This window comes from Microseira sp. BLCC-F43, assembly GCF_041929235.1.
Taxonomy (GTDB): domain Bacteria; phylum Cyanobacteriota; class Cyanobacteriia; order Cyanobacteriales; family Aerosakkonemataceae; genus Microseira.
Genome location: NZ_JBHFNP010000033.1, coordinates 1 through 24764, shown reverse-complemented (window position 1 = coordinate 24764; position 24764 = coordinate 1). Strand labels below are relative to the sequence as shown.

Here is a 24764-nt window from a genome sequence, read left to right as displayed (position 1 = left end):
AAATAGTCTTCAAAAGAAACCGGGTTTCTGGAAAAAACCCGGTTTCTGCCTCTATTATTGACGACTTGATGGAGGTTGACCGTTTGCTTTAGGTCGAACCTCAACCGGAAGAACCGGAGGTTTATCTAAAGTCGGAATTATTGCATCCGTACCCGATACATTTGGTACTTCCGGCGGCGTGCCGTTATGGGATTTTTCAGATTGATTCCACAACAGCATAGTTAACAAACCATCGACCAAACCTTGACCGCCATTGCTACCGTTAACCAACACATCGGGAATGAGACGCACCTGGCGATCGCCTACAATTTGCATCAACTGCATCGAAGTGTAACCTTGCGCCCCCAAAGCTTCCACCCCAGCGCGATAAGCTTCCGCCTTCGCATTTCCCGTAGCGCGAATAGCATCCGCTTCTGCAATAGCTTTAAGTTTGGTAGATTCTGCCTCACCCGTCGCTTGCTTAATATTGGCATTCGCTTTCTGTTCCGCAATGCTCACATTTTGCTCAGCTTCCACCATTTCTTGCTGAATATCCGCCAGCGCCGTTTCCCGCACCAGTAGCTGGCGTTGCTGTTGCGCCATCTGCTGCACTTCGTAAGTTTTGCGCTGTTCTTCCGCTAACTTCCTTTCCGTCAGCGTGTGCATTAATTCCGGCGGCGGTGTAATTAAACCAATCAAAGTATCCACCGCTTGTACGTCATAAGAACGCAACGCCGATTTTACATATTCTGCCGCTTCTGCTTGTCGTTCGCTGCGGGCAGTTAAGAAATCCAGAATCGTATATTCCTGTGCCGAATTGCGGAAATAATTCCCCACAATTGGACGCAAAACTTGATCTACCACATTTTGCATCGACCCCAAGCGGGAAATCACCTTTGGCGCATCCATCGCACCGATGTGGATGACTTGAAATACTTCTAAGTCGAAGCTAAACCCATCAAACGAAAGCAACTTCAACGCCGTTAAATTAGTATCGTAACCGTGACCGCCAGTAATGCGCGCCGTGAAGTTCAACACAATATTAGTCGTCGGCACCAATTCGACTTTCATCACTCGCGTATTCAGCGGATGTTTGCCTGGATAAAGCGGTTCCACCCACACACCTTTATGTCCAGTTTGGACTAAATGACCGTGAGTAAAAGCCGCACCGCTAATATCTTCCGATGCCATCCCCACAAAAGAAATTACCACCCCAACATAGCCGATGGGAATTTCCGTCATCGCTACTTGTTCAATTTGGACAAACCAAGGATTTAGGTTCCACGAACCAGACAATAATACCTGCTCTTGCAACCCTCTGCGTCCGCCGCCATTGATGAATTTTTGACCGTTTTGGAAGTTATCGTGTCCGGGAATAATTGGTCCGGCAATTTCGCCTTCATCAATGGGAATGCCGTCTAAAGTGGTAATAATTCCAACTCTATCGGGTGCGATGCTATGAATGTGCAAATGTTCCGGCCTCATGCCATGCTGATTCGCATTAGCTGCCGTAATCACCTTGAACAAAGCCGTATTGATGCGGTAAGTTCCAGCAGTTAGAATACCCAATTGTCGCCCTTTTTCCCCGCCATTGGTGAGGAATTTACGCGCATCTTGAAAATTGTCGCAATCTACTACTTTGCCCAAAATTCTTTCTAGGGGAATCGAAGCACCATCGGCGGCGACAACTAAGGCAATTTCCCCTTGGGGAACGACGGTTACCGATTCTTTACGCACAGCATATTGCCAAGGCCAATAGCCCCAATGCCATCCCGGTGCTAGGGTATCTGCTTGATAGCCAGCTTCCCCATTTAAAGCAATTAAACGTCCTGGAGGCATTCCGCGACCGGAAAGGGCAAATTTCTTTACAACTACACCAACTTCCCGTTCGCTAATCACCACGAGTCCGCCAAAAAATAGCGGCACAAATATAACAATACCGCCCACTACAACAATTGGGATTAGCGCCCAAGGTTCCAACACTTGCATCGTCTGAATTTGAGTGTTGTTGGTTACCAATGACACAGGTGTTGCGGGTTGTACCTGTTGGGCAACGATTTGTTTTTCGGGTATCTGATACTCGTTGCGGGATGCAGCATTGGCAGGGGTGAAAGAAGTTACTGCCATTGAAGCGAATACCGAGGCTGCCAATCCCAGCAGTTTACGGCTTTTTTTGAAACTTTTCATAAAAAAGACATCCCCCAAAGGGAGCAATGTGTATCTACACTAGCAATTCACTTTGGAGTTGACCGGGTTCGCAAACTTTCTTTGGATTGCAGAATTTCTTAACAATTGGTCTTGTGGGGCGATCGCTTCCGCTTCACGCGCAGCGTGCGGTCGGCATATCGCTTCCACAAACAACATCCGACAGAATTAGGTTTATATTAAGTTTGCATCGCCATCGTATCGGTCGGGGCGGGTTTATATAGAGTCTCTGTTGTCATCAGGAATTATCTGTAAAACCCGCCCCTACAAAAGCGATTCTCGCTGTTATGAGGTACAGCATCACTGAAGATGGGGAAGATGAAGAAATGGAGGAAGATGGGAAAAAATTGTACCCGTTAGGGTCAACGGGTGGGGAATGCCGACCAGCTAATAAAATGAGCGAAAGCGTTTCCGTATTATTTTTTAATAATACAGATTATAGCTAGATATTGCATAGCGCGATACAATAACTTTATGTTAATCACCTATCAGTTTAAAATTCAACCTAATGCTGAGCAGATTCTCCAGATGGAGAATTGGCTAGAATTACTTCGACGGCACTATAATTATGCACTTGGTCAAAGATTAGACTGGCTAAATAGAACTCGCTGTCAACTTGATAGGTGTAGCATTGTTTCATGTCCTATAGGAGAAATACCAGATCGCGTAGATTACTACAGTCAGCAATCAGCACTAAAGGAAACAAAAGTGCTGTTTCCTGATTACAAAGAAATTTATTCTGAAGTTCAGCAGATAAACCTACAAAGACGCCGACATTGCTTGGTGGAGATGGTTGGTTCCGGATCAGACAGGAAAAAGAGCAGGTCGTCCTAAGTTTAAAAAGAAGGGCGAAATGCGTTCCTTTGGTTTTTCTAGAATCAACCACCCTAAAGCTGCATGTTTCCTAGAAGGTTCTATATTAAGAATCCCTAGATTCGGTGAAATTCCAGTAATTGTTCATCGCCCCTTACCTGATGGCTTTACTCCTAAAACAGCTTCCATCGTCAAAAAGGCTGATGGATGGTACGTGTCTATTTCTCTAGAAGACGACAGCGTACCGTCTCCCAGACCAATGAATGAAGTTCAGACGGCTATTGGTGTAGATGTTGGGCTTAAGGAATTCCTAACCACTTCTGATGGCAACACTGTCCCAGTACAAAGGGTGTATCGGAAAGCTCAAGCATGTCTAGCGAGGCAACAGAGAAGTCTGGCTAGAAAAAAGCTTGGGTCTAAGAATGCCAAAAAGCAAACAGAAAAGGTAGCCAAAATTCATCAACGGATAGCCAGACAGAGAGAAGATTTCCAATACAAGACAGCTTATAACTTAGTCATAAATTATGACTTAATTGCCGTAGAAAATTTACAAATCCGGAACTTGGCACGAAACTCCAAGCTAGCTAAATCCATCTACGATGTAGCCTGGGGAAGATTCATCAGCATCCTAGAAGCAGTGGCAGTCAAATGCGGCGTATGGGTTGTTAAGGTAGCTCCTCACGGAACTTCAGTAGAATGCTCAGGATGTGGTCACAAAGTTCCTAAAACCCTGTCAATCCGCCTTCATCAATGCTCGAACTGTGGATTGCAGATAGACAGAGATGAGAATGCTGCAAAAAACATTCTTGATAGAGCATTAAATGCCGTGGGTCTCATGGTGTCAGCTTGTGGAGGGTTAGAGGTTGCTCACCCTAAGAAGCAGGAAGCTCCATCTGCGAAGAGGAGAAGCCCCCGTTATACTCGCAAGAGTTAACGAGGGAGAACGTCACATTGGATAAGTTTTAAACCTGAACCATGCCGCCAGCAGCTTGAAATCGGGCGCGGGCGCGCTTCATAGCTTGCGTTGCCTGAATTTGCTCTTGACGGTTACCACCAGCTTGAACTTGGTTGTAACGTTCTTGAGCTTGAGTATATTCAGCACGAGCTGCATCCAAATTAATCGCATCGCTGCGTTCGGCAGCGTTGACCAAAATGGTCACTTCGTTGCTTTCCACTTCTGCAAATCCGCCCATTAAGGCAATAGGAAACCAATCCTTGCCTGTGCGGACGCGCATGACGCCGATATCCAAAGCAGTCAACAAAGGTGCGTGACCGCTGAGGATACCGAGTTGCCCTGTCGTACTGGGCAGAATAATTTCCTCGGCATTCGAGTCCCAGACAGTTTTGTCTGGAGCAATTACGCGAACTGTTAGAGTCATCTCGATTTCTGTCCTTTGGTAATAGGTAATAGGTAATGGGTAATGGGTAATTGGTAATCGCAATAGTTCTGCCAATTCCCAATTACCAATTCCCAATTACCAATTACTTAGCTTTCAGCTTTTCAGCTTTAGCCAGCGCTTCGTCGATGCTGCCGACCATGTAGAAAGCTTGCTCTGGCAGTTCGTCCAATTCACCGGAAAGAATCTGCTTAAAGCCTTTAATCGTATCGTCCAGCTTCACGTATTTGCCGGGAGAACCCGTAAATACTTCTGCTACAAAGAACGGTTGAGACAAGAAGCGCTCGATTTTGCGCGCGCGAGCAACGATTAGACGGTCGTCTTCCGACAATTCATCCAAACCGAGAATCGCGATAATATCTTGCAGTTCCTTATAGCGTTGCAGCGTCGATTGGACGGAGCGAGCGGTGCTGTAGTGGTCGTCGCCGACGATATCCGGTTGCAACATCGTGGACGTAGAGTCTAACGGATCTACAGCGGGATAAATCCCCTTCGCCGCCAAACCGCGAGATAGTACGGTTGTTCCGTCCAAGTGAGCAAACGTAGTTGCTGGTGCGGGGTCGGTCAAGTCGTCCGCAGGTACGTAAACCGCTTGAATCGAAGTAATCGAACCTTCGTTCGTCGAGGTGATGCGCTCTTGCAACGCACCTACGTCGGTTGCCAAGGTTGGCTGATATCCTACCGCAGAAGGCATCCGACCGAGTAGTGCGGATACTTCCGAACCTGCTTGTACGAAGCGGAAGATATTATCGATGAACAACAGTACGTCTTGCTTACTAACATCGCGGAAGTATTCTGCCATTGTCAGCGCTGACAGACCGACGCGCATTCTCGCTCCTGGTGGTTCGTTCATCTGACCGTAAACTAGAGCGATTTTCGAGGCGTTGAGGTCATCTTTATTAATAACCCCAGACTCGATCATTTCGTTGTAGAGGTCGTTTCCTTCGCGAGTGCGTTCGCCCACGCCGCCGAATACTGACACACCACCGTGTTGGGTAGCGATGTTGTTGATCAGTTCCATCATAATGACGGTCTTGCCAACGCCTGCACCGCCAAACAGACCGATTTTGCCGCCGCGCCGGTACGGAGTCAGCAAATCGATCACTTTAATACCAGTTTCAAAAACGGAAGGCTTGGTTTCCAGATCGGTGAGTTTGGGTGCTGGACGGTGGATGGGGAAGGTTTCTGTAACGTTTACTGGACCCTTGTTATCTACAGGTTCGCCCAGTACGTTGAAAATACGGCCTAAAGTAACAGTACCAACTGGCACGCTGATGGGAGCGCCCATGTCTACCACTTCCATGCCGCGAACTAAGCCATCCGTAGTACTCATAGCAACGCCGCGGACTTGATTATCGCCCAGCAGTTGTTGCACTTCACAGGTGACGGACACGTCTTGTCCGGCTTCGTTTTTGCCTTCGATCTTCAATGCGTTGTAGATTTGGGGCATTTTGCCCGTGGCAAACTCTACGTCTACCACGGGGCCGATGATTTGGGTAATACGCCCGATGTTTTTGTCTGTGGTGGCTACCATGCTGTGCCTATGTGTCAGAAACGGGTGTCAGAAACGGGAGTTGGTGCAATACAAAACTGACTCAAATTGAGCTTGACTCTTCTTTGACGTTTGCTTCCTGCTTCCAACAAGGGCGTCGGCTCCTTTTTGTCCACAGGCGTAAATTCCGCGCTTGCGGCACGTACTCTTAACATTTAGCAATGCTATTTTTTAGAGTACCACTGAAGGGGTACGATGTTTGGCGGCTTACGCGATCGCTTTGGGGAATGCTCTGCGCCACAGCGACACCCTCTGCCCTAGAGCATCCTATCCGTCACAAAACGCCTCAGCCCCAACCTTGCCCGATGTGTCGGGAAAAGCGATCGCACACGCCCAAAACAATAACTGCCTTGTCTCGGAGGAGACAAAGCAGTCAAAAATTTGGTTATCCTAACAGCTAAGGTTATTTTTTCACAGGGCGAGTTGTTGACGGTATGAGCGATCGCACAAAAGCGAGAAAGCTTACCTCGGCGCGGCTCGCATTTTTTCGTGCTGTTAGTACCATAGTCTTTGGTTTTACCTTAGCAGCGATTAACCATTCGCTTTCTGTTGTTGAAAGCGCTTAAGTGTCGAACCTGCACCCATCGCACCGAAAGCTAATAGACCCAGTACAGAAGCAGGTTCGGGAACAGAAGTAGGTTCGGGTATGTCCAAAGTTGTCTGAGACACGGACGGAATCAAGCTAACTGGTTGAAACACAGAGGTTCCAGACTGCCCGTTAGATAGCGTCGCTGTGAATTTTGCCCCCGCAAGGCCAAAATCTATACCAGGGTCAAACGGGTCAAGGCCAAAAAACGACGACCCTACCCGATCGGTGTCTATGCCAAAACGTAAGAATTCACCCGCAACGAACGCCCCGTCTGCCAAGGTTACAGTCAGCATTTTGTTGGAATTGCTCAGAACGCTAGAAAGAATGTCGCTAGCTGCTACACCGCTAGATGGACCTAGCGCAAACGGAAATGGAGTAATGTCAAACGAAGCATTGGAATCGGGACTGAGGTCGATGGAAAACGATTTGATAAACGTACCAACAGAACCTTGATCGAAGGAAACGCCAAAGAAGCTGTTCCGGTCCACAGCGGTATTAATCCCTGAATCCAAACCTCTTGTTTGGGCAGTAATACTTGCTGCTTGTGCCACTTCTCCTGTTACTAGAGCCATCAATGCCGAGCCAGCTAAAGTTGTAAATAGAGCTAGGGTTTTCACGAGTTTCATCGAATTCATTCCTTCAAACAGTTAAATGTTGAGCGCTTCGCGCTTAGTTGACATGCCAAAATCGATATCGAGTTCGCGAAGAAAAGCGAATCCGTATTTCTTACGGTTGCTTTGTCAACGCATGTAGATGCTTAAAACTTGTTCGCTTCCAGATTAATTATTTAGTTAATCTTCCCTGACAAAACTTACGAAAATTTACTGTTCGTACCGACATAAAGTCAGTATTTCATTCCCCCCAGGCGTCAAAAATTTCGTTAATTCTTGACTCTGTTCAAATCTTTCACACTTATAACTTTGCCAGATTCACCGAACGTTCGCAAGCCTTTCAATTAATATTTATCAAAATAATATAATTTACGGGTAACTTTGTGAAGGTTTGATTAAGTCAATTGACTAAAGCAACCCCAGGTTTCGCGCCGGTAGATTTCTCGCTTTGAAAACCCTATAAGGCGATGCAGTTAGGCAATCTTTCTGGCAAAAAAAGCCGAATTTTCAGAGTTATTACTGAGGTCATTTTAATTCTGTGGATGCATATGTTTTTGCCGACACCGTACAAATAAGTAGTTAGGTTGTTAGTAAGTAAAATTTTATACTAAAATCCAAGTAAGATAACTGAGTCGGCGCTTGGGGAGCGATAGGCAAGGACGGGCACGCACTGGCGATCTGCTCACGAAAATGCGATCGGCAATCTTCCCTAGCATCCCAGCTGGCAAAAAATTGCCGTGTCTCCACAGGAAAACACGGCGATCGGATCTGCGTTGCTGTTGGCGTAAAAGTAGGGAACATCAATCAGCTTAGCTGCTAACTCCAAGGTTTTCGGTCGCCGTGCCCCTACTATCTGCGTTGCTGTTGGCGTCAAACCAGGGAAGTAGGGAACATCAATCAGCTTTGCTGCTAACTCCAAGGTTTTCGGCCGCCGTGCCCCTACTGCCTTGCTGTTTGGGTAAAACCAGCAAAGTGGCGCCCATTGCACCTAATGCGATCGCACCCAACGCAGAAGAAGGTTCCGGAATCGATACTTTCGGTTCTCCAATCGATACATCACTTGGAATAACCTCCTGAATGCTTCCAAAGGTCATGTTATCGAAGGCAAAAAAGTCGCCTTCTCCAGTAGACATGTCAAATAACACGCTGGTGAAGTATTCATCTGGGTTGTTGGCAATTATCCCAAAGTAAAGCACCGAACCATCAGTACTCCCAGAGCTACCAATCGTTTTGGGGATAGTCACTTGTCGAGTGCTGTCGCCTATAAGATTCAGGACGAGTTGACCCCCAAAATCGCCAATGTCTATGCCGTAGAAGCCGAAAGCCGCTACTCTTTGATTGAAAGTAATAACACAAGTTGCTAGTTATCTCAAACCTGGAGCTAATGGCTAGTGTTAGGAAAAATGCTGTATTAGCAATTAGCAATTAGCAATTAGCAAGTTTATACAGCAAGATCAGGACTTACGCACGAAGATCCTATCACCACAGTTTCTACGTAGATCTCTAGTTGCCAAACCAACGATTTTTCATAGAAACCCGGAATATGCGCCTAAGTCCCGACGATCTTCAACCTTAAACCAACGTATCTGTGTTGCTGTGCTACTACCCCGTGCTGTACACAACTGAAAATCCCAGTAGGTGAGCGAATCCCTAATGACCTTTGAAGACGCTCTGACAAAGGAGTTGGGGAGACGCTAAGAGTGTACCATTCTCAAGTGAGAAGCTCCCGGTCTGAGCCTCCCGAATTTAAACGCGCTCTTATGAAGAAAATTGTTCCTTGTTGGAATCCCCTGGCTCCTACCATGAGGTGTCCCCGCGTCCCCATGTCCCCGCGTCAGGAGCATCCTCTTGAAGCCCAGTCTACTGGTGGCGCTGCGGTTTGCGCTTGAGTCTGTTGGCGACACCCATTGCGCCAAACGCCAATAAACCCAAGACCGAAACAGGTTCGGGGACTTGCTTGACCTCAACCTCATCTAGGCGAAAGTAAGCTGCACCAGCTTTGAAGGGACTGTTGGTGGGAACGATGCGGAGCGAGTACTGTCCCGCTGCGAGATTGAACGCACCTTTACTAACCAAGGGATCTGCGAAGCAGATATCGGGGTTGTCCCCGCAGTAGCCTCCCCTAGAGGGGGTGGAAGTTGCTCCAATCAAAGTATTAAAGTTGAAGATACTGAACGCATCACCTCGGGAAAAGGCATCGGTTACTTTTAAAATAGCTCCAGCTGCTCCAACTTCAAATTCCCAAGGCGAAGCGCCTGCGAACACCGAGTTTCCCGCTGAACTTGGGGTACACACAGGACCATTAGGATCGGCTGGGTTGCAACCTCGGGCATCCTCTCCTACCTGACCAAAACTGAATTCATACCAAGGTCCGCCGAAAGCGATATTGCTTTGCATCCCTGGTGTCTGAGCAATAGTTAGTAACTCTGACTCTGGTGTCGCTGCGAATCGCGCCAAAGAAATATTTGCTTCTCTACTTTCAGGTAAATCTAAACTTTGTCCGTTCAATGCAAATGCTTCTGCCTTAGCTGTTACTCCCAGAGCGATAAATACACCTCCAGCAGTAGCCATTAATAACTTTTTCATTACGGTTGAGATTGCCATAAAACTCATTCCTACCTCTAAACAGGTCGATATTGACAGTGGGAATGAGCCTAACTAACTAGGGCTTGCGTAGCTATTGAAAGTTGCTCCACTCACTTCGCTTGCCGCAGGCGTTTTGTAGCTCTGTCTCACGACCGATTGCGAAAATTTTGGGATCCGTAGATGCTAAAAACCTGTATACTCGTAAGATTACTTAGTTTGTTAATCTTGCGCTCATTTTCGAGTTCTCACTAAAAACAATTTGCCACATCTGCTTCAGTCCTGTCCCTAGTTTTAGGGCATCTTTACCAAAAAGTTTAATAAAACTGACCTTTGTGAAGGTTAAATAAAATTTTTGCACCAATAATTAAATCGTCGCTACAGGATTATACGAAAGCTCCCGCCCTAGAAAGTTTCCTTTCTGAATCGCCTCTTCATTTAAAAAACACAATTCACTCGTTTTTGTAAATTTTTTGTGAAATCTGAGAAAAAAGTGATTTAGATAACATTATTATGCGGCAAGTTGGGTATAATACCTGGTCTTACGTTTGAAAGCGCGGTTTGGCTGAGAACTCACACTGAGGCGATCGCCACCCATCAATGTCAGTTTTGGCACAGCGTTCCTGACTCTGAGCCGATTATTTCCGTTTCAGCAGAAGATGGTAACCTACCCCAAGGACACCAAAGGCTAACGTAGCTAACGCAGAATTCCCTTCTGGAATCGCCTTTGGCGGTGATGGTGGCCCAATCTTAACTCTGCCAATACTTAGGTTATCGAAACCGAAAAAATCCCCCGTTTTTCCAACGTTACCAAAGATGACTTCGGTGAAAAATTCAGAGGCAGTTTGGGCAATGACACCAAAATAAAGTACCGAACCATCTTGGCAGTTAACCGAGCCATTTGGGCAATTGGGGGTGCTGGGAATGGTGAGCGTCGTGGCAGTGGTATTGTTTTTGAGCGTCAGGGTGAGATGACTGTTAAAATCGCCGATATCGGTAGCGTAGAAACCTAAAGCTGCCACTGGCTGTTCCAGAATAATCGAAAAATTACTAAAAGTGTCCCAATACTTTTTGCCCGAGAGCGGGTAACGTCCCGCTCCATTAGTACCCGTAGGGAAATTCCTGATGCATCCTTTTCCTTGAAGAGTTATGCTGTCTGTCTTTGAGATGTTGACAAATAGATCGTCATAGCATCCGGATCTGATATTCTCGAAGTCTTCGGTTTTTACATCCACTAGGTGAGATAGAAAGCGATTGCTCGCTGCATCCGCATTTGGACGGTTAACCAAGCGAGTATCTTTACCTAAGCCCGCGTCTTGACCGAAGAAAATTTGCAAAGCCCCGACGGGTGTTGGGCTCCAATTTACAGCCACAACTGCGCTCAATACCATCAAGGATTGAGGGAGTAATTTCTTGACAGGCTCAGAGTTAGCCATCAAAATTTCTCTCCTAAAAAACGCATGTTACCGCCGGAAAACCGCTGAAATTGAGATTTTTTGCCTTAACGGCTTGTCAATATCGCTCAATTATAAGTATATCTTCATGAAGTTTTTAATCTGGTGGAGTTTAAAAATCGGGATTTATATGTAAAAATTTAGCCGATGGGGCACGCCACTAGCCGATTATTCCTACGAAAATTTACGTAAACATTACATAGACAATTTCATAAAAAATAAAAAAAACGCCAAAAGCTTTACCAGATATAGGTTTTAGACCATACTATAGCATAATGGTTTTATGAAGATGGGATAAAGCACAGTCAAATTTGACATCCTGCCTACCCTACTTCGCTGAGGGTAGGGTACCCTGGGAATTGCTTCTTAGGTTTCCTGGTTCTCGGACACTTATCTAGGTCAATCACCCCCGACAGTACGTCTCCCCAGGCAATTTCTGGCACTGCAAGACCTGCAGCTACACCTCGAATCATGACAACCTGTGCAGCAGCAACATCTCGGTCAGTCGTATATCCGCACACCGGGCAATGGTGGATTCTTTGGAGTAATATCATGTCCGGTTGCATCGGTAGCGTTAGGCTAACAGGTCAGCAGGTGAGCAGGTGAGCTATTGAGCAGGTGGGAGGAAAAAAACAGCTTTTCGCACAATCAACTATATACAACCGATACCTAAGGACATGATATAAGTCCTTTTTGCCCGTATGAAGACCACATCGGGGACACTGTTGAGATGTATTTAGGATCTACTTACGTAAAGTAAACTTGCTGCTTCCAACACACCCATTGCAGGATATTAATGAACGCATCCATTGCCAGCATCTAGAGTGTGCTTTGAAAGCATCCCTTTTGCCCATGCTTTAAAATTCAGGTCTTCAACAAAAACCATTCCTGCATTTTGGGTTAAGTGATGAGCCAAATTAAAGTGAAAATCTTTCCGATTGTCATGAACTCTCTGGTGCAATCTAGCAATCTTTAATATCATGTCCAGTAGCAATGGTTGTGTAACTGCTAATAGCTAATCGCTAATGGAGCAATCAGGAAAAATACTATATTAGCAATTAGCAAGCTTGCAATTAGCCATCCATACACTACCGATCTCTCGCGGACATGATATAAGTTGAGTTTACGCCAATTATTAGACCCTTTTTTCTTGTGACTCAGTCTGCGTTGTAGCAATTTAAGCTTACGGTGCAACTCATTAAAGAATCGAGGTGAGCGCGATTAACTCACCATCGGAAGTTGCTAAAAACTTTTGGATCCCTAAGTCAATCCCAACAGGATGACCATGAGGCGTTGCATCAGGTACTTGCACATCACACTGCAATGACAGCATGGCAAAGTACCCAGAGGCTTTCTTCACTATACGAACCTGCTTAAGCTTGAACCCGTCAGGAACTGGGCGAGACAACCGTATCTTGACCCAACCCAGTTCTGGCAGCTTGATTAAGTCTCCCTTGACGGGGTTGGTCTTAAACTGAGGAAACACACGCATAACGCATTCTCCCCTGCTTCTTGAACAGGACTTACGCACCACGATCCTATCACCAAAGTTTCTTGCTGCGATCTCTGGTTCCCTTTCCCAAGGATTTTTCATAGAAACTTTGGTGTTTGCGTAAGTCCTGTTGCATCTGGGAAAACCCATTCCTTTCCGACTCATATCAAGAACCCCTGTCTCAATTTTTATCAAAAAATGTTGGAAAAATTGAGCGTTTACTGATTTTAGTTCAGGTTTTTTCCGGTAATCAGTTAAAGATTTAGCTGGTTTTACATAATTTGGGTATGGTTCATCACCAGGGATTATATACTCAGAAATTAGACCGCAAGCGTTCACCTCTGACTTACGATAATTGAGCCATTCTTTACGTTCGCGTAGAGCATAAGTCCAGACTTTACGGCAAACATTCAAGTAATGCTCAATGGCTGTTATTTGTTGCGTTGTTGGCTCAATTTTGTATTCGTAGGTTAATGTCAACACTTGTCTCACATGGTTGTATACACGATCGCATATCTAAATGTAGAACCAGGCAGAGTGTTGGTAAATTTTGAGCGAGTGCGGTCTTGGGGGAACCCCAAGTGGAGCATCTCGCGTGCAGGGATTGACTTGCCAAAATTTACTTGGGGGAGTCCATGTACCTCCGGCTGATCTCCACTTCGTTCCGATTGAAGCCGGAGTCCTATAGCTCCCCCAGATCCCCACGTTTCGATAGAGGAGATGAGAAAGAAAAGGGAGAGGGGGAAAAATTTAGGGGTTTTTTCTGCGCCATAGGAGCGATATTTTTGAACCTTTCTTCTACTTACCCAGTCTAAACAAAATCAGAAATCCCGCTCAGGGTGAGGAAAACCGAGAGGTGTCAGTCATACCAGAGGTAGATACATCAGCCCCACAGCAGTCCGACTCCTACCTAGTCGAACAATGCTTGCAGGGCAACCAGGATTGTTTTCGAGAACTCTACCAGCGCTACCAACAGCGAGTCAGGTACTCGCTGTACCGGCTGTGCGGGGCATCGTTGCTCGACGATCTGGTGCAAGAAGTTTTTTTGCGAGTTTGGAAAGGATTGCCCCATCTGCGGCAGGCGGCGCAATTTTCTACCTGGCTATATCGCATCACTTGGAACGTAGCTTCGGATCGGCGGCGGCAGTTAGGGCAACAGCGCTGCCAAGAGGCAAAACTGATTGGCGATCGCGCCAAGCTATTCCCTGCCCCTGACTTGATGCACCTGCACTATCTTGACCTGGTACAACGGGGACTACAACAGATCAAACTCGAGCATCGTGCCGTACTGGTACTGCACGACCTAGAGGAACTACCTCAAAAAGAGGTAGCTCAAATTTTGGGGATTCCAGTCGGGACGGTGAAGTCTCGCCTGTTCCATGCCCGTGCAGCCATGCGGCAATTTTTAGAGGCACAAGAAGTAGAATTATGAGTCAGCCGCCAACAGATAGCGATCGCTTGGTAGATTTTTTGCGGCAACATCGCCCAATCCCTCCATCCCCTCCACCGGATTTGGAGGAACGGATTATGACTGCCGTAGCAGCTTCGCCCCATGCCAAAATTTTCCCCCACCGGCGTCTTTGGCTGATACCGTCAGCCATTGCCGCTAGCTTGTTGATTGCTTGGGGAAGCACAAGTCTGCTGATGCAGCCAAAACCTTCGGCTGCGGAACTAGCCAGTCTGGAAGCATTTCTAGAAAACACCTGGGAGGATGTTAGGGGTAGCAGCGAAGCCAGCGATACAGAACTCGATGAGTTTGACCCAAGCAATTGGAGCAATTCCGATCAAAGGAGATAACTTCTATGTGGCTGCGTTTAGCTTTTGTGGTAACTGTTTTGAGCGTTACTCTAGATGGTGCATCTACCTTAGCCGTACCAGATCCCTTATTGCCGTTAGCCATCGCCCAGAACGAAGGAAGAGCAAATCGACCCGATCGAGGGATGCCTCGCTGGATTGGACAATTAAACCTGACGCCGGATCAAATGCAGCGGATGCAGGCGATTCGCCAAGTCTACCAAAACCAAATCTCCCAACGCGCTCAAGCTTTGCGCCAAGCTGAAACCGAATTGACTGGTTTAATCGCCAGTAACGCCGATTCAAACCAAATCCGCGCTAAACACAATCAAGTTCTATCCTTAAGACAGCAGCTGGCTCAGGTAAGATTTGAAAGTATGCTGGAAATGCGAGAAGTCCTGACCCCAGAGCAACGCCGTCAACTGGCCCAACGCATGACCCAGGGACGGCAAAATTTCCGCCACCGCAGGATGAGATGAGGCTTCTGATGCGGGTGAGCAAGTGTGCAGGTGAGAATGTACGTTCAAATTTTTCTCTTGCCCCCCTGCACCTAGACCTCTGCCCCTCTTGCCCCTCTTGCCCCTCTTGCCCGTCTTGCCCCTTTTGCCCCTCTTGCACACCTGCACACCTGCACAAGTTGCCCACCTTCCCCCATGCCCCAAGCTTTCATTTATCTGCACGGATTTGCTTCCAGTCCCCAGTCGGCTAAAGCCGAATATCTGCGCTCGCGCTTTTGCGATCTACAAATTCCCCTGCCACTTCCCGACCTCAATCAAGGCGATTTTTCCCACCTCACCATCACCCGACAGCTGCGTCAAGTCGAAGCAGAATTTCCACCCCCACCCACGCCAGTGACTATCATCGGTTCGAGTTTGGGGGGTTGGACTGCAACCATACTGGCACAGCGACAACCCCAATGCCAGCGTCTGGTACTGTTAGCCCCAGCGTTGCAATTTCTCTCCCATTGGTTGCCCCGCTTGGGAGAACAAACCCTAAACCAGTGGCAAAGTGAGGGATATCTGTCGGTTTATCACTATGGAGAGAAGCGTTCCCTTCCCTTAAGTTACGACTTCATCCCAGACGCCCAAACCTACCAAAACGAACCACTCAACCGCCCGATTGATACATTAATTCTGCACGGCAGTCAAGATGAAGTTATCCCGATCGAAACCAGCCGCAATTTCGCCTCTGGGCGTCCCTGGGTCAAATTGATCGAACTCGATAGCGATCATTCCCTGGGAAATGTCCTGCCGGAAATTTGGTCAGCTATTGTGGCGTTTTGCCAACTTGCTGGAAAATAAAATACATGCTGCCATATATTCGCTCAGACCTAGCCCAACTGACTGCCTACACCCCCCATCCGGGCGGTATTTCGGGAGAACCCGTCCAATCCCACATGTTGGATCGGTTGGATACTAATGAAAGCCCGTTTGATTTGCCGGTCGAATTAAAACAAAAGCTGAGTTTGACTTTTGAGCAAATAATTGAAAGCAACCGCTATCCAGATGGGGCTTATATTGCACTCAAGCAAGCGATCGCCGACTATGTCAACGAGTCTGGTTCCCCAGCACAAGTCATGCCGGATTGGATTTCCGTCGGTAATGGCTCTGACGAATTGATTCGCTCGGTGTTAATTGCTACCTGCTTGGGGGGAGAAGGGTCGATCCTAGTTGCCAATCCCACCTTCTCAATGTACGCAATTTTAGCTCAAACTTTGGGCATCCCCGTAGTATCGGTAGGTCGCTCGGCAGCTAACTTTGAAATTGACCTAGCCGCAGCTCAAAAAGCCATATGCACACCCGACGCTGGCGCGAACGCACAAACTGAGAATCCGCCGATTCGAGTTGTTTTCGCGGTTCACCCCAATTCCCCTACCGCCAATGCTTTGACCGCAAACGAGTTAGACTGGCTCAAAAGTTTACCGGAAAGCATATTGGTAGTGATCGACGAAGCTTATTTTGAATTTAGCCAAAATACGGTTGTGGGCGAATTGTGTCGTCGTCCCAATTGGGTAGTATTGCGGACATTTTCCAAAGCATTTCGCTTAGCCGCCCATCGAGTAGGATATGCGATCGCCCATCCCGAATTGATCGCTGCTTTAGAAAAAATTCGCTTACCCTATAACTTGCCCAGCTTTTCCCAAGCGGCTGCAATGGTAGCACTTTGCGAGCGAAAACAGTTGCTGGCATCTGTGAGTCAAATACTAGCCGAAAGAGAGCAGTTAATCGCCAATTTAGCCCAATATCCAGGGATTAAAGTTTGGCCTAGTGCCGCTAATTTTATTTTCCTGCGACTTGGTGCCGGGGGCGAAAACGATCTGGCGCAGCGACTGAAAGCGCAAGGAACCCTAATCCGGCATACAGGTGGAGGATTGCGCCTGACAGTGGGGACGAGCGAGGAGAATCAGCGCTCGCGCGCTCGCTTGCAAGCTGCTTTGACCAGCAGTCACCGCTCATCTTCTGCTGCCATCTGAATCCCCACCAGTACGACGCACCATATGAACCGTTTGTGGCAAGACACCCACTAAGCGAGCAAAAGCCTCATCTGGCATCATAGCCACCGTCTGGGAATCAAAAAACGCTTCAAACTGAGTCAGAATTTTCTGCGCTCGCTGGATTGGCTGTGGTTCATCGGTCACTTGTTTGGTAAATCGAATCCACTGTCGCCGAATCAAATAAGCTTTCTGGCGATCTTCATCGGATTCTGGTTCGAGCAAAGAAAAATTTCCCACCGGAAGTACCCGCTGACAAGCCATGTCAAACGAGCCACCAACCGCCGATCCAGGTCCAGCAAACTCGGCGTGGAAGTCCTTATAGAGGATCAAACCATTCCGCTTGCGGGCGTTGACTATCATCAGTTTGCCACGTTGCAGCTCAGTTAAAATATCGGAGCCGTTTGGATGTTCAATCTCTTGTTTCATCAAAAAAATGCGCGGCGGATACACCTTCGATCTTAGCCTCCCGGTATATCACTCGGTGGAGCCTGCAAGCGTTTGTGCAGCAGAAGACGGCGGGGTTTCCCCAACAACAGAGAACCCCAACTGCCATCGCTCCGGTGCAATCGGTAGCCTAATTTAAAATAGAGGCTTCGTGCTTGATGGTTGTTTTCCAACACGTGGAGGTAGAGATCCTGGAAACCCCATGCCAGCGCAATGCTTTCGCACTTTAGCAGCAATTGCTTCGCAGCTCCTTGGCGGCGGCAATCTTGATGCACTGCCAAATTAGACAGGTAGGGGTATTGGCAGGAATTGGCAAAAGGCCAGGGATAGTTTGAGCGCAGCGCCATTTCCACCGTTCCTGCGGGGTAATCCCAGGAGTTAGGGCGAACTGTTGCGGCAACTACGGCTACCAAACAAATGTAATGGGGCGAAGCTTTGGTGAGTCGATTGCGGATATCTTCGTAGATACCCAAGCGCAACACAGGATAAATCCAACCATTGATACCGGCACGGGAGTGAAAGCTATCGGCAAGGATTTCGGCAAGCGCGGTCAAATCCTTGGGGGTAGCCGCACGAATATGGAACTGGGAGGCACTGCGCGATTGTGGAACCATTTCTTGCTGGTGCTGTTTTGAGAGCCTGATTGACACTTTGCCACCTGAAGGTGCGGGGATACTTAAGACATTACAGTCTTAATATCCTGACAACTCAGGAAACCCTAGCGCCATCCTTCTGACATTAGGCGATCGCATATCCTAATGTTGCAAAGGTGCTATACAAAACTTGGCTAAACTTATCTAAGCTTCACCATTCAACTAGAAGTAATTTCTAGAGGGTCTGCTTAGAGCTTCCACCAAGGGAGTCGGCGAAAACAGTCAAGAGGCGTAAATTCTGATCAGCCACTTCCTATTTTTTCCAGCCGATATAACAATTGTTTTTGCAGCTTTTAGCCATTGTTCAACCATTATTTTCAGCCTATTTAACCAATCTTGGTCAAACTATCCACCTTTTTATAGGCTGGCTAGTTTTGCAGCGCAGTGACTGGGTTACAAACCAGAATATTTTAAGCCTTGGTTTTCGGCCAGCTGGTAAATCTAGCATAAAATTACAACAAGGTCAATATTATCGCCATAAATAACTATGAGTAACTAGAGTAAAGTATTTGGCTATTTAGTCAAGCTCTCCGCGGTCGTCAACTTTCCCCCAGTCCGGGGGTAGGGTTTAACGTCTTGTACTGACTCAAGCAATTTTAGCACAGTTGCTGTGAGCAAATACCCGACGAAATCGTTGCGGCAAGCACTACCCAGCTTCAGCTACCCCGCCCGTCCATAGGGACGGGGATTGTCAGAGGTAAGTATGAAAAGGCAAGTGTTTGAAGCACCCTCCCCGCCCTGTTTCGCTGAGGACGGGGGATCTGGCAGAAAGAACGATCGCTATCGTCAACAAGCGTGGCGCTCCAAATGTTAGAAAGGTTTGTGTGCTGGGTAAGCTTAATAAGTAAACAAGGTTGACAATGGTCTCTTAGGCTTGCTCCACACAAGTAACGCGATCGCATTTTTCTGTCGTGGGAAGTACTCCAGCTTGAGGCGAGCATACCAATGGCTTTTTAGCTACCCTGTGGCAGCGAAGACGCCGCGATCTGCTGGCACCCACTTGCGAGCGCACCTTATAAGCAGGCTTTTTGGGTGCATCTGTCTGCCAAATGAAAAAACGGGGTGTACTGCCAACAACTGTCACAATGGTTTTCAAGGGATGGGCAGATTATACAACATCAAATCACAGCAGGGATCGCTCTATCAGTTTATCATCCGTGGATGTAACCTTTTGCCCTTTAGTTTGAACCAGACGTTTTTCACCCAGAGGGTCAACAGCAGCAGGAGAGCGGTGGATGACATCTCAAAACTTTAGCAAGCCGAAAATTTTGGTTGTCGATGACGAACCAGATAATCTCGACCTGCTATACCGCACGTTCTATCGCGAATACCAAGTGTTGCGGGCGACTTCGGGGGCAGCAGCACTGGAGATTTTAGCGAATCAAAGGGATATTGCCGTAATTATCTCAGATCAGCGGATGCCCCAGATGAGCGGCACCGAATTTTTGAGTCTGACTGCTACCCAATATCCAGATATTATCCGGATTATTTTGACTGGCTATACGGATGTAGAAGACCTGGTAGACGCAATTAACTCCGGGAAAGTATTCAAGTTTGTCACCAAACCCTGGGAAGCGGAAGAACTTCGGGGAGTGGTGCAACAAGCTTTGGATACCCACAATGTTTTGAAAGCGCGCACGCGGGAGTTGTGCCGCACCCTGCGCCAGGAATCTTTGCTCAATACAGTTACCAATACTATCCGCTCGCGCACCGACTATCGGGAAATCCTGCAAACGATCGCCAACACAGTTGGTCACATGCTCGAGGTGGATGCTTGTATTATCCGTCCCTTCCAAGACGACCAGATGGTTAACCAATGGTTTGTTTACCAAAAGCCCCAAGGCAAACCCAAGCAAACCGAACCAGAACAAACATCATTGCCGGTTTTAGCGCAAACTGTTTGGGAGGTGGGCGACGTGCAGGTGATTGTTGATGCGACTATGGATGAGCGCATCCAGGGGGAGACGATCGAACTACAATTGCGATCGCGCGCCTACCAAACCGCTAATATTCGCTCTTCCCTTGTAGTACCCCTCATCTGCCAACAGGAATTAATGGCAGTGATGGCACTGCACCAGTGCGGCACTTTCCGCCAGTGGCAAGACGATGAAGTCCAACTCGCGTTTATGGTCGCAGATCAAGCTGCCCTGGCGCTTTCCCAAGCACGCGCTTACGAACGCTCTCTGGCGATGGCAAAACGGGAAGCTTTAATCAACAGCATCACCCGCGCCATTCGTTCCAGCCTTAACCCCCAGGATATCTTTGCCGCGATTACTTACGAATTGGGGCAAGCTTTACAAGTGGATGGCTGCGCGCTGTCCCTGTGGACTGAGTCGGATGAGTATGTCCAGTGCGTCGGATTGTACGATAAAAATTTTGCAGTTTCGGTGATGAGTTGCGATGTGGAAGAGGCAACTCCAAAGACGCCAAAATCTCCACACATGTTAAATTTACCGCAGTCGCAAGTGCCGATAGCGGGTAATCCCGTCCTGCAACAGTTGTTGATTACGCAACAACCTGTGGTAATTAACGACCTGGAAGCCACACCCAGACTCAAAGGATTTGAATTGCCGCTGCGGCAAAGTGCCACGGCGCTGTTGGTGGTGCCGCTGTTGTCTGACGGTAAGATTATTGGCAGTATTTCCCTGCGGGAAGCTTATCAGCCGCGCCAGTGGAAGCAGATGGACATCGGTTTGGCGCAAGCAGTCGCCGCCCAAGCTGCGATCGCTGTCCAGCAATCCCGCCTCTACCAAAAAACCCGACAGCAGGCAGAACGTTTGCTCGAATTAGACCGGCAAAAAACCGAATTCTTCCAAAATATTTCCCACGAATTTCGCACCCCTCTAACCCTAATGATGGGGCCTTTAGAATCGGTTGTATCGCAAAAACACGATCTGCCTTACGAACAAGCAGAAATCGCTTTGCGAAGCTGTCGCCGCCTGCTGCGACTCGTTAACCAACTGTTAGATATCCAGCGCATCGATGCCGGTCGAGTGCAAGCGAGGTTTCGACCTTGCGATTTGAGCGAAATGATCGGTCAAATTGTGGAAGCATTCCGCCCCTACTGCGAGAAAAAAAATTTGCGTTTGGTGAGCGAATTAAATCCCTGTCCCCTGGTTTATTTAGACCCGGAAAAATTTGACAAGGTGCTATACAACCTACTGTCAAATGCAATGAAATTTACCAACTCTGGCGGGATAATTGCCATTAAAGTCGAACCAGCTGGAGATCACATCCGCATCCAAGTCAAAGACACGGGGATCGGCATTCGCACCGAGCAAATCCCCCACTTGTTCCAGCGATTTCGTCAAGCAGAAGGTTCGGTGAACCGTTCTTATGAAGGTAGCGGTTTAGGTCTGGCTTTGGTGAAAGAATTGGTCGAACTCCACGGGGGTCAAATTTCCGTCGAGTCGATTTATGAAGCTGGAACCACTTTTACGGTGTGGCTGCAAACTGGAACGGCGCACCTACCCATCGACCAGGTGCTGGAAGTGCAAACGCAAGTAGAACTTTCCCGCGCGGCGGTAGAATTGGCAGATTTAGAAATATTAGAGGAGTCAAAAAAAGAGGAATCTAGTGCAGGCGAGGTGTCTTCCATCTCCCCCACGATTTTGGTCGTCGATGACAATCCGGATTTACGCGCCTATGTATCCCGGATTTTACGCTCTAGTGGGTTTGATGCGATAACAGCCCGCGATGGGGCAGAAGGTTACAGCGTGGCGAAAACAAAGCATCCCCAACTGATCGTGACCGATTTGATGATGCCCGTGGTGTCGGGCTGGGACTTGATCCGGATGGTGCGCGAGGACGAAAATTTAGCCGGAACGCCGATTATCCTACTCACAGCCAAAGTTGACGACGATACCCGCATCGAAGGAGCGGAAATGGGGGCAGATGCCTACCTAGCCAAGCCGTTTAACGACCGAGAATTGTTGGCAGAGGTGCGAAATTTGCTGGCGCTCAAAGAAAACGAGCGCCGAGTCAGCGAGTTAAATACTTACCTCACCGAGTCAGTACTGAAGCGCTTTTTACCCCCAGCAATGGTGAAGGGGGCAGCCTCGGGACGGCTAATGCTCGATTTGCGCCCGGAACCGAGATTGGTGACGATTTTATTCAGCGATATTGTGGGATTTACGCAACTGTCGAATACGTTGCGCTCGCGCCGCATCGCCGAGTTGTTAAATGAATACCTGGAAGCGATGACCAAGGTGGTGTTCGATAACGGCGGCACGGTGGATAAATTTATGGGCGATGCCGTGTTGGCGTTGTTTGGCGCGCCGGAGGACTTGACCCCCAACGAACAAGTGCGCCGTGCGATCGCCGCCGCGCGGCAAATGCAACAAGTCTTGCGCCAACTCAACGCCCGCTGGAGCGAACAGGGCATCCCCCAAGTCCAGTTCCGCTGCGGCATTCACCAGGGAACCGCTGTAGTAGGCATGTTCGGCAGCGCCCAGCGCTCCGACTATACCGCCATTGGCCCCACCGTGAATATTGCCTCGCGCCTGCAAGAAGCCGCCAAACCCAATGGCATCCTGGTTTCTGCGGCAGTAGCAGATTATTTAAAGGAGGATGAAATTATTAAGGGCAGTCCCCTGCAACTCAAAGGCGTCGATGAAACCGTTCTCACTTTCTGGGTAGATCCAGAAATAAAAGGGTGAAGCTTTTGTCGTTCCTGGCAAATTGTGTTATAGTAGTTAAGTTGCAGGCAAAATGCCTTGCCCTGCGGGCGTGGTATAATGGTAATACCTTAGCCTTCCAAGCTAAAGACGCGGGTTCGATTCCCGCCGCCCGCTTCAAGATAACACCAGCTTTAATCAAGGCTTTCAGCAGTTTGGTGAAATCTGTGTACTTTTCCACCCTCTCTCATGACCCTTTGTTTTGTCTACAAGTTTGGCTGAATTTTGGCTGCCATATCTAGTGTTACCAGGATAAACCACACCATATCTAGTGTTTGTGTCGTTAACATCTTTACCGTCACGTTACTGATAAAGGATTGCATACTTCACATTGCTGTAATATAAACTTGCATTATAACAAGGCGTTAACCAGATAAATACATTTGTACCAACGAGTTCAGAGGCTGCTCTCTGCCCCAGGAAACCCTATTACCCCCCTCTTGGCTATCTTTGGTGTTAGATCTGGCTCAATTCCAAGGTTGACAAAACTAGCAGATTCTGATGCAATAAAATCCTGGATTACCTGAGTCAGTGGTGAAATAGTTTCTGTTTCATCCAACCACTCCCAATAATCACTGATTGCTCTGATTGCTTCATTTGAACTAACCCAAACACCAGCAACAATCCCACTGATAACCAAATCCAAACACAATTTTTTTCGAGGAATGGAACAACCAAATTTCATTTTGTTTACTTGTCGCCACAAGGTTATGTAACGTGAAATGTTTTGTTCGATCCCAAGGCGATAGAATTGAGTGTTCAAGATTTTCAAATCAAACGAACGAAGATATTGAAAGTTATCCAAATCAAAATTGTTTGGATTGTCTAATCTTGAAATGTTGTCAATAGATTTACATAAAATCCTCAGAGATCGCCGTTTAATTTATACAAATTTTGGATGTGCCAAAATGCCATGTACTGTTGTTACCACCTTGAGACAGAAAGTGTTAAACTCCATGTTATCACCAGCAGCCGTGATTGCATCTTTTCTGTCATAAACGCACCATAAAAGTGTATAGATATTTTCATTTTTTATCTTCTCATCATTCAGGTTATCAACACACAAAACAAAGTGTTTTTCATCTCGGTTATCCTCAACTGAATTTGTGGCGATTTCGTTGGGAATACTAGCAAAGCTCCCAGATGCATTTTGTGCTTTTATTTGATGTATTGCAACAAATACATTCATCAAGTTTGATTTACCGCTGCCCTCTGACCCTTGTATCCAAAGTATTGGAACAACAGTACACAGATCGCTAGGAAGTGAAGCGTATGCTGCCAAGATGGGAATCTGAATGTGAGCATGAGGGATGATGAAAAAGTTACTGAACAACTGAATTATGTTCTGTCCAAAACTCAAGTCATCATCCCAAGGGTACTCATCTGTGCCAAGAAATTATCTAATATTTTTGAAGTCTGGCATAAAGCAGTAGAAGGATTTCTAAAATGTATTGAATACGGAATTCAATACATGTATTCAATACATTTAGATATGCTCCTTTTTTGCTGCCAGCAGGGAAGAGATGAATGCCAAGATAGCCGAAACGGTTTCAACATCTCTGGCTTCTATGCTAATTTCTACTTCTCGATTGCTACTTTTGTAAACAAATTTACCCTGAACTAATCCACAAGCAATAGCAAAAAGTAGAAAAAATAAAGTGATGTGAAAGAAAAGATTTTTTTTCACCACTGACTCCTGACGTTATTGGTAAATTAAATTTCCAGACTTTTAGACTATAAACTCTTATCTCCGGAGCACCAGCTCGTGTATCCATAGTTCCAACTTTAAGATAACGACCTGTTATTAAACCTGATACAAGAATAGTTCTTTCAGTAGAACCAGGACGAAATCGCGTATACCAACTAGGAACAATACCGTCACTTGTATCAGACATTCCTGCAAACCAATCAGCTTCACCTCCGGGAAATTCTGGTGCCATTTTAATTCCGAGTTTTATTTCGACATAATATCGATTGATTTGCATTAAATCAACTTGAATAAAACCACGATTACCTGTGCCTGTCATG

26 protein-coding genes and 1 tRNA gene are annotated in these 24764 nt (G+C 47.2%); 11 read left to right on the top strand and 16 right to left on the bottom strand.

Annotated elements, in window-relative coordinates:
* Positions 1-54: 54 nt before the first annotated feature.
* On the bottom strand, positions 55-2166 hold the full coding sequence (locus tag ACE1CM_RS05485; RefSeq protein WP_374876397.1) for an SPFH domain-containing protein: 2112 nt from the start codon (positions 2164-2166) through the stop codon (positions 55-57).
* Positions 2167-2471: 305 nt separating this feature from the next.
* Here ACE1CM_RS05485 and ACE1CM_RS05480 point away from each other — a divergent pair, with 305 nt between their 5' ends.
* From ACE1CM_RS05480 to ACE1CM_RS05470, 3 genes are read left to right on the top strand one after another with little or no spacing between them, the layout of a single operon-like run.
* Entirely contained in the window at positions 2472-2630 is a 159-nt protein-coding gene (locus ACE1CM_RS05480) for a hypothetical protein (protein ID WP_374876396.1), read from the top strand.
* 28 nt (positions 2631-2658) lie between these two features.
* Positions 2659-3018: a helix-turn-helix domain-containing protein gene (locus tag ACE1CM_RS05475; RefSeq protein WP_374876395.1), complete on the top strand. Its 360-nt coding sequence runs from the start codon at positions 2659-2661 to the stop codon at positions 3016-3018.
* Entirely contained in the window at positions 2978-3931 is a 954-nt protein-coding gene (locus ACE1CM_RS05470) for an RNA-guided endonuclease InsQ/TnpB family protein (RefSeq protein WP_374876394.1), read from the top strand. Before ACE1CM_RS05475 ends, ACE1CM_RS05470 begins: the two co-directional genes overlap by 41 nt.
* A 28-nt stretch (positions 3932-3959) precedes the next feature.
* On the opposite strand, the gene atpC is transcribed toward ACE1CM_RS05470, so the two are convergent.
* The gene (gene atpC, locus ACE1CM_RS05465; protein WP_374876393.1) at positions 3960-4376 is read right to left on the bottom strand and encodes an ATP synthase F1 subunit epsilon; all 417 of its coding nucleotides are present in this window, start codon (positions 4374-4376) and stop codon (positions 3960-3962) included.
* Positions 4377-4479: 103 nt separating this feature from the next.
* Entirely contained in the window at positions 4480-5928 is a 1449-nt protein-coding gene (atpD, locus tag ACE1CM_RS05460) for a F0F1 ATP synthase subunit beta (RefSeq protein WP_374876392.1), read from the bottom strand.
* Between the two features lie 179 nt (positions 5929-6107).
* On the opposite strand from atpD, the gene ACE1CM_RS05455 reads away from it, so the two are divergent.
* The gene (locus ACE1CM_RS05455) at positions 6108-6347 is read left to right on the top strand and encodes a hypothetical protein (RefSeq protein ID WP_374876391.1); all 240 of its coding nucleotides are present in this window, start codon (positions 6108-6110) and stop codon (positions 6345-6347) included.
* A gap of 130 nt (positions 6348-6477) precedes the next feature.
* Here the strand turns inward: ACE1CM_RS05455 and ACE1CM_RS05450 are convergent, their stop codons facing one another.
* The 7 genes from ACE1CM_RS05450 to ACE1CM_RS05420 all read right to left on the bottom strand — a co-directional run bounded on the left by ACE1CM_RS05450 (position 6478) and on the right by ACE1CM_RS05420 (position 13155).
* Positions 6478-7161 carry a PEP-CTERM sorting domain-containing protein gene (locus tag ACE1CM_RS05450; RefSeq protein WP_374876390.1) on the bottom strand — a complete coding sequence of 228 codons (684 nt, stop codon included), beginning with the start codon at positions 7159-7161 and terminating at the stop codon, positions 6478-6480.
* A 694-nt stretch (positions 7162-7855) separates the two neighbouring features.
* Positions 7856-8065, bottom strand: a complete 210-nt coding sequence (locus ACE1CM_RS05445; RefSeq protein ID WP_374876389.1) for a hypothetical protein — start codon at positions 8063-8065, stop codon at positions 7856-7858.
* Positions 8040-8390, bottom strand: a complete 351-nt coding sequence (locus ACE1CM_RS05440) for a hypothetical protein (protein ID WP_374876388.1) — start codon at positions 8388-8390, stop codon at positions 8040-8042. Before ACE1CM_RS05440 ends, ACE1CM_RS05445 begins: the two co-directional genes overlap by 26 nt.
* Positions 8391-9006: 616 nt before the next feature.
* On the bottom strand, positions 9007-9750 hold the full coding sequence (locus ACE1CM_RS05435) for a PEP-CTERM sorting domain-containing protein (RefSeq protein WP_374876387.1): 744 nt from the start codon (positions 9748-9750) through the stop codon (positions 9007-9009).
* Between the two features lie 617 nt (positions 9751-10367).
* Complete coding sequence (locus tag ACE1CM_RS05430; protein ID WP_374876386.1) at positions 10368-11165, bottom strand: hypothetical protein; 798 nt, start codon at positions 11163-11165, stop codon at positions 10368-10370.
* Between the two features lie 811 nt (positions 11166-11976).
* Positions 11977-12165 (bottom strand): transposase, encoded by a 189-nt coding sequence (locus tag ACE1CM_RS05425; RefSeq protein ID WP_374876385.1) that lies wholly within the window; start codon positions 12163-12165, stop codon positions 11977-11979.
* A gap of 216 nt (positions 12166-12381) precedes the next feature.
* Positions 12382-13155 carry an RNA-guided endonuclease InsQ/TnpB family protein gene (locus ACE1CM_RS05420; protein WP_374876384.1) on the bottom strand — a complete coding sequence of 258 codons (774 nt, stop codon included), beginning with the start codon at positions 13153-13155 and terminating at the stop codon, positions 12382-12384.
* Between the two features lie 385 nt (positions 13156-13540).
* On the opposite strand from ACE1CM_RS05420, the gene ACE1CM_RS05415 reads away from it, so the two are divergent.
* The 5 genes from ACE1CM_RS05415 (at position 13541) to ACE1CM_RS05395 (ending at position 16942) form a co-directional block, all read left to right on the top strand.
* On the top strand, positions 13541-14107 hold the full coding sequence (locus ACE1CM_RS05415; protein WP_374876418.1) for a sigma-70 family RNA polymerase sigma factor: 567 nt from the start codon (positions 13541-13543) through the stop codon (positions 14105-14107).
* A complete protein-coding gene (locus ACE1CM_RS05410; protein ID WP_374876383.1) occupies positions 14104-14472 on the top strand; it encodes a hypothetical protein in 369 nt (122 codons plus the stop codon). The genes ACE1CM_RS05415 and ACE1CM_RS05410 overlap by 4 nt, the downstream gene beginning before the upstream one ends.
* Before the next feature lie 5 nt (positions 14473-14477).
* The gene (locus ACE1CM_RS05405) at positions 14478-14948 is read left to right on the top strand and encodes a Spy/CpxP family protein refolding chaperone (RefSeq protein ID WP_374876382.1); all 471 of its coding nucleotides are present in this window, start codon (positions 14478-14480) and stop codon (positions 14946-14948) included.
* Positions 14949-15122: 174 nt separating this feature from the next.
* Positions 15123-15770, top strand: coding sequence for a YqiA/YcfP family alpha/beta fold hydrolase (locus ACE1CM_RS05400; protein WP_374876381.1), 648 nt, complete (start codon positions 15123-15125; stop codon positions 15768-15770).
* A 5-nt stretch (positions 15771-15775) separates the two neighbouring features.
* The gene (locus ACE1CM_RS05395) at positions 15776-16942 is read left to right on the top strand and encodes a histidinol-phosphate transaminase (RefSeq protein ID WP_374876380.1); all 1167 of its coding nucleotides are present in this window, start codon (positions 15776-15778) and stop codon (positions 16940-16942) included.
* Here the strand turns inward: ACE1CM_RS05395 and ACE1CM_RS05390 are convergent.
* The 3 genes from ACE1CM_RS05390 to ACE1CM_RS05380 all read right to left on the bottom strand — a co-directional run bounded on the left by ACE1CM_RS05390 (position 16922) and on the right by ACE1CM_RS05380 (position 19156).
* Positions 16922-17389 carry a hypothetical protein gene (locus ACE1CM_RS05390; RefSeq protein ID WP_374876379.1) on the bottom strand — a complete coding sequence of 156 codons (468 nt, stop codon included), beginning with the start codon at positions 17387-17389 and terminating at the stop codon, positions 16922-16924. The genes ACE1CM_RS05395 and ACE1CM_RS05390 overlap by 21 nt on opposite strands.
* A gap of 32 nt (positions 17390-17421) precedes the next feature.
* Positions 17422-18021, bottom strand: a complete 600-nt coding sequence (locus ACE1CM_RS05385) for a GNAT family N-acetyltransferase (protein ID WP_374876378.1) — start codon at positions 18019-18021, stop codon at positions 17422-17424.
* A gap of 907 nt (positions 18022-18928) precedes the next feature.
* A complete protein-coding gene (locus ACE1CM_RS05380; protein ID WP_374876377.1) occupies positions 18929-19156 on the bottom strand; it encodes a hypothetical protein in 228 nt (75 codons plus the stop codon).
* A 139-nt stretch (positions 19157-19295) separates the two neighbouring features.
* Here ACE1CM_RS05380 and ACE1CM_RS05375 point away from each other — a divergent pair, with 139 nt between their 5' ends.
* Both ACE1CM_RS05375 and ACE1CM_RS05370 read left to right on the top strand, forming a co-directional pair.
* The gene (locus tag ACE1CM_RS05375; protein WP_374876376.1) at positions 19296-22718 is read left to right on the top strand and encodes a response regulator; all 3423 of its coding nucleotides are present in this window, start codon (positions 19296-19298) and stop codon (positions 22716-22718) included.
* Between the two features lie 64 nt (positions 22719-22782).
* Positions 22783-22853 (top strand) — tRNA-Gly (locus ACE1CM_RS05370).
* Positions 22854-23133: 280 nt separating this feature from the next.
* Here ACE1CM_RS05370 and ACE1CM_RS05365 read toward each other — a convergent pair.
* The 3 genes from ACE1CM_RS05365 to ACE1CM_RS05355 all read right to left on the bottom strand — a co-directional run.
* The gene (locus ACE1CM_RS05365) at positions 23134-23541 is read right to left on the bottom strand and encodes a hypothetical protein (RefSeq protein WP_374876375.1); all 408 of its coding nucleotides are present in this window, start codon (positions 23539-23541) and stop codon (positions 23134-23136) included.
* Between the two features lie 78 nt (positions 23542-23619).
* Positions 23620-24018 (bottom strand): hypothetical protein, encoded by a 399-nt coding sequence (locus tag ACE1CM_RS05360; protein WP_374876374.1) that lies wholly within the window; start codon positions 24016-24018, stop codon positions 23620-23622.
* 328 nt (positions 24019-24346) lie between these two features.
* Positions 24347-24764: hypothetical protein (locus ACE1CM_RS05355; protein ID WP_374876373.1), on the bottom strand; the 418-nt coding region annotated here is incomplete at its 5' end.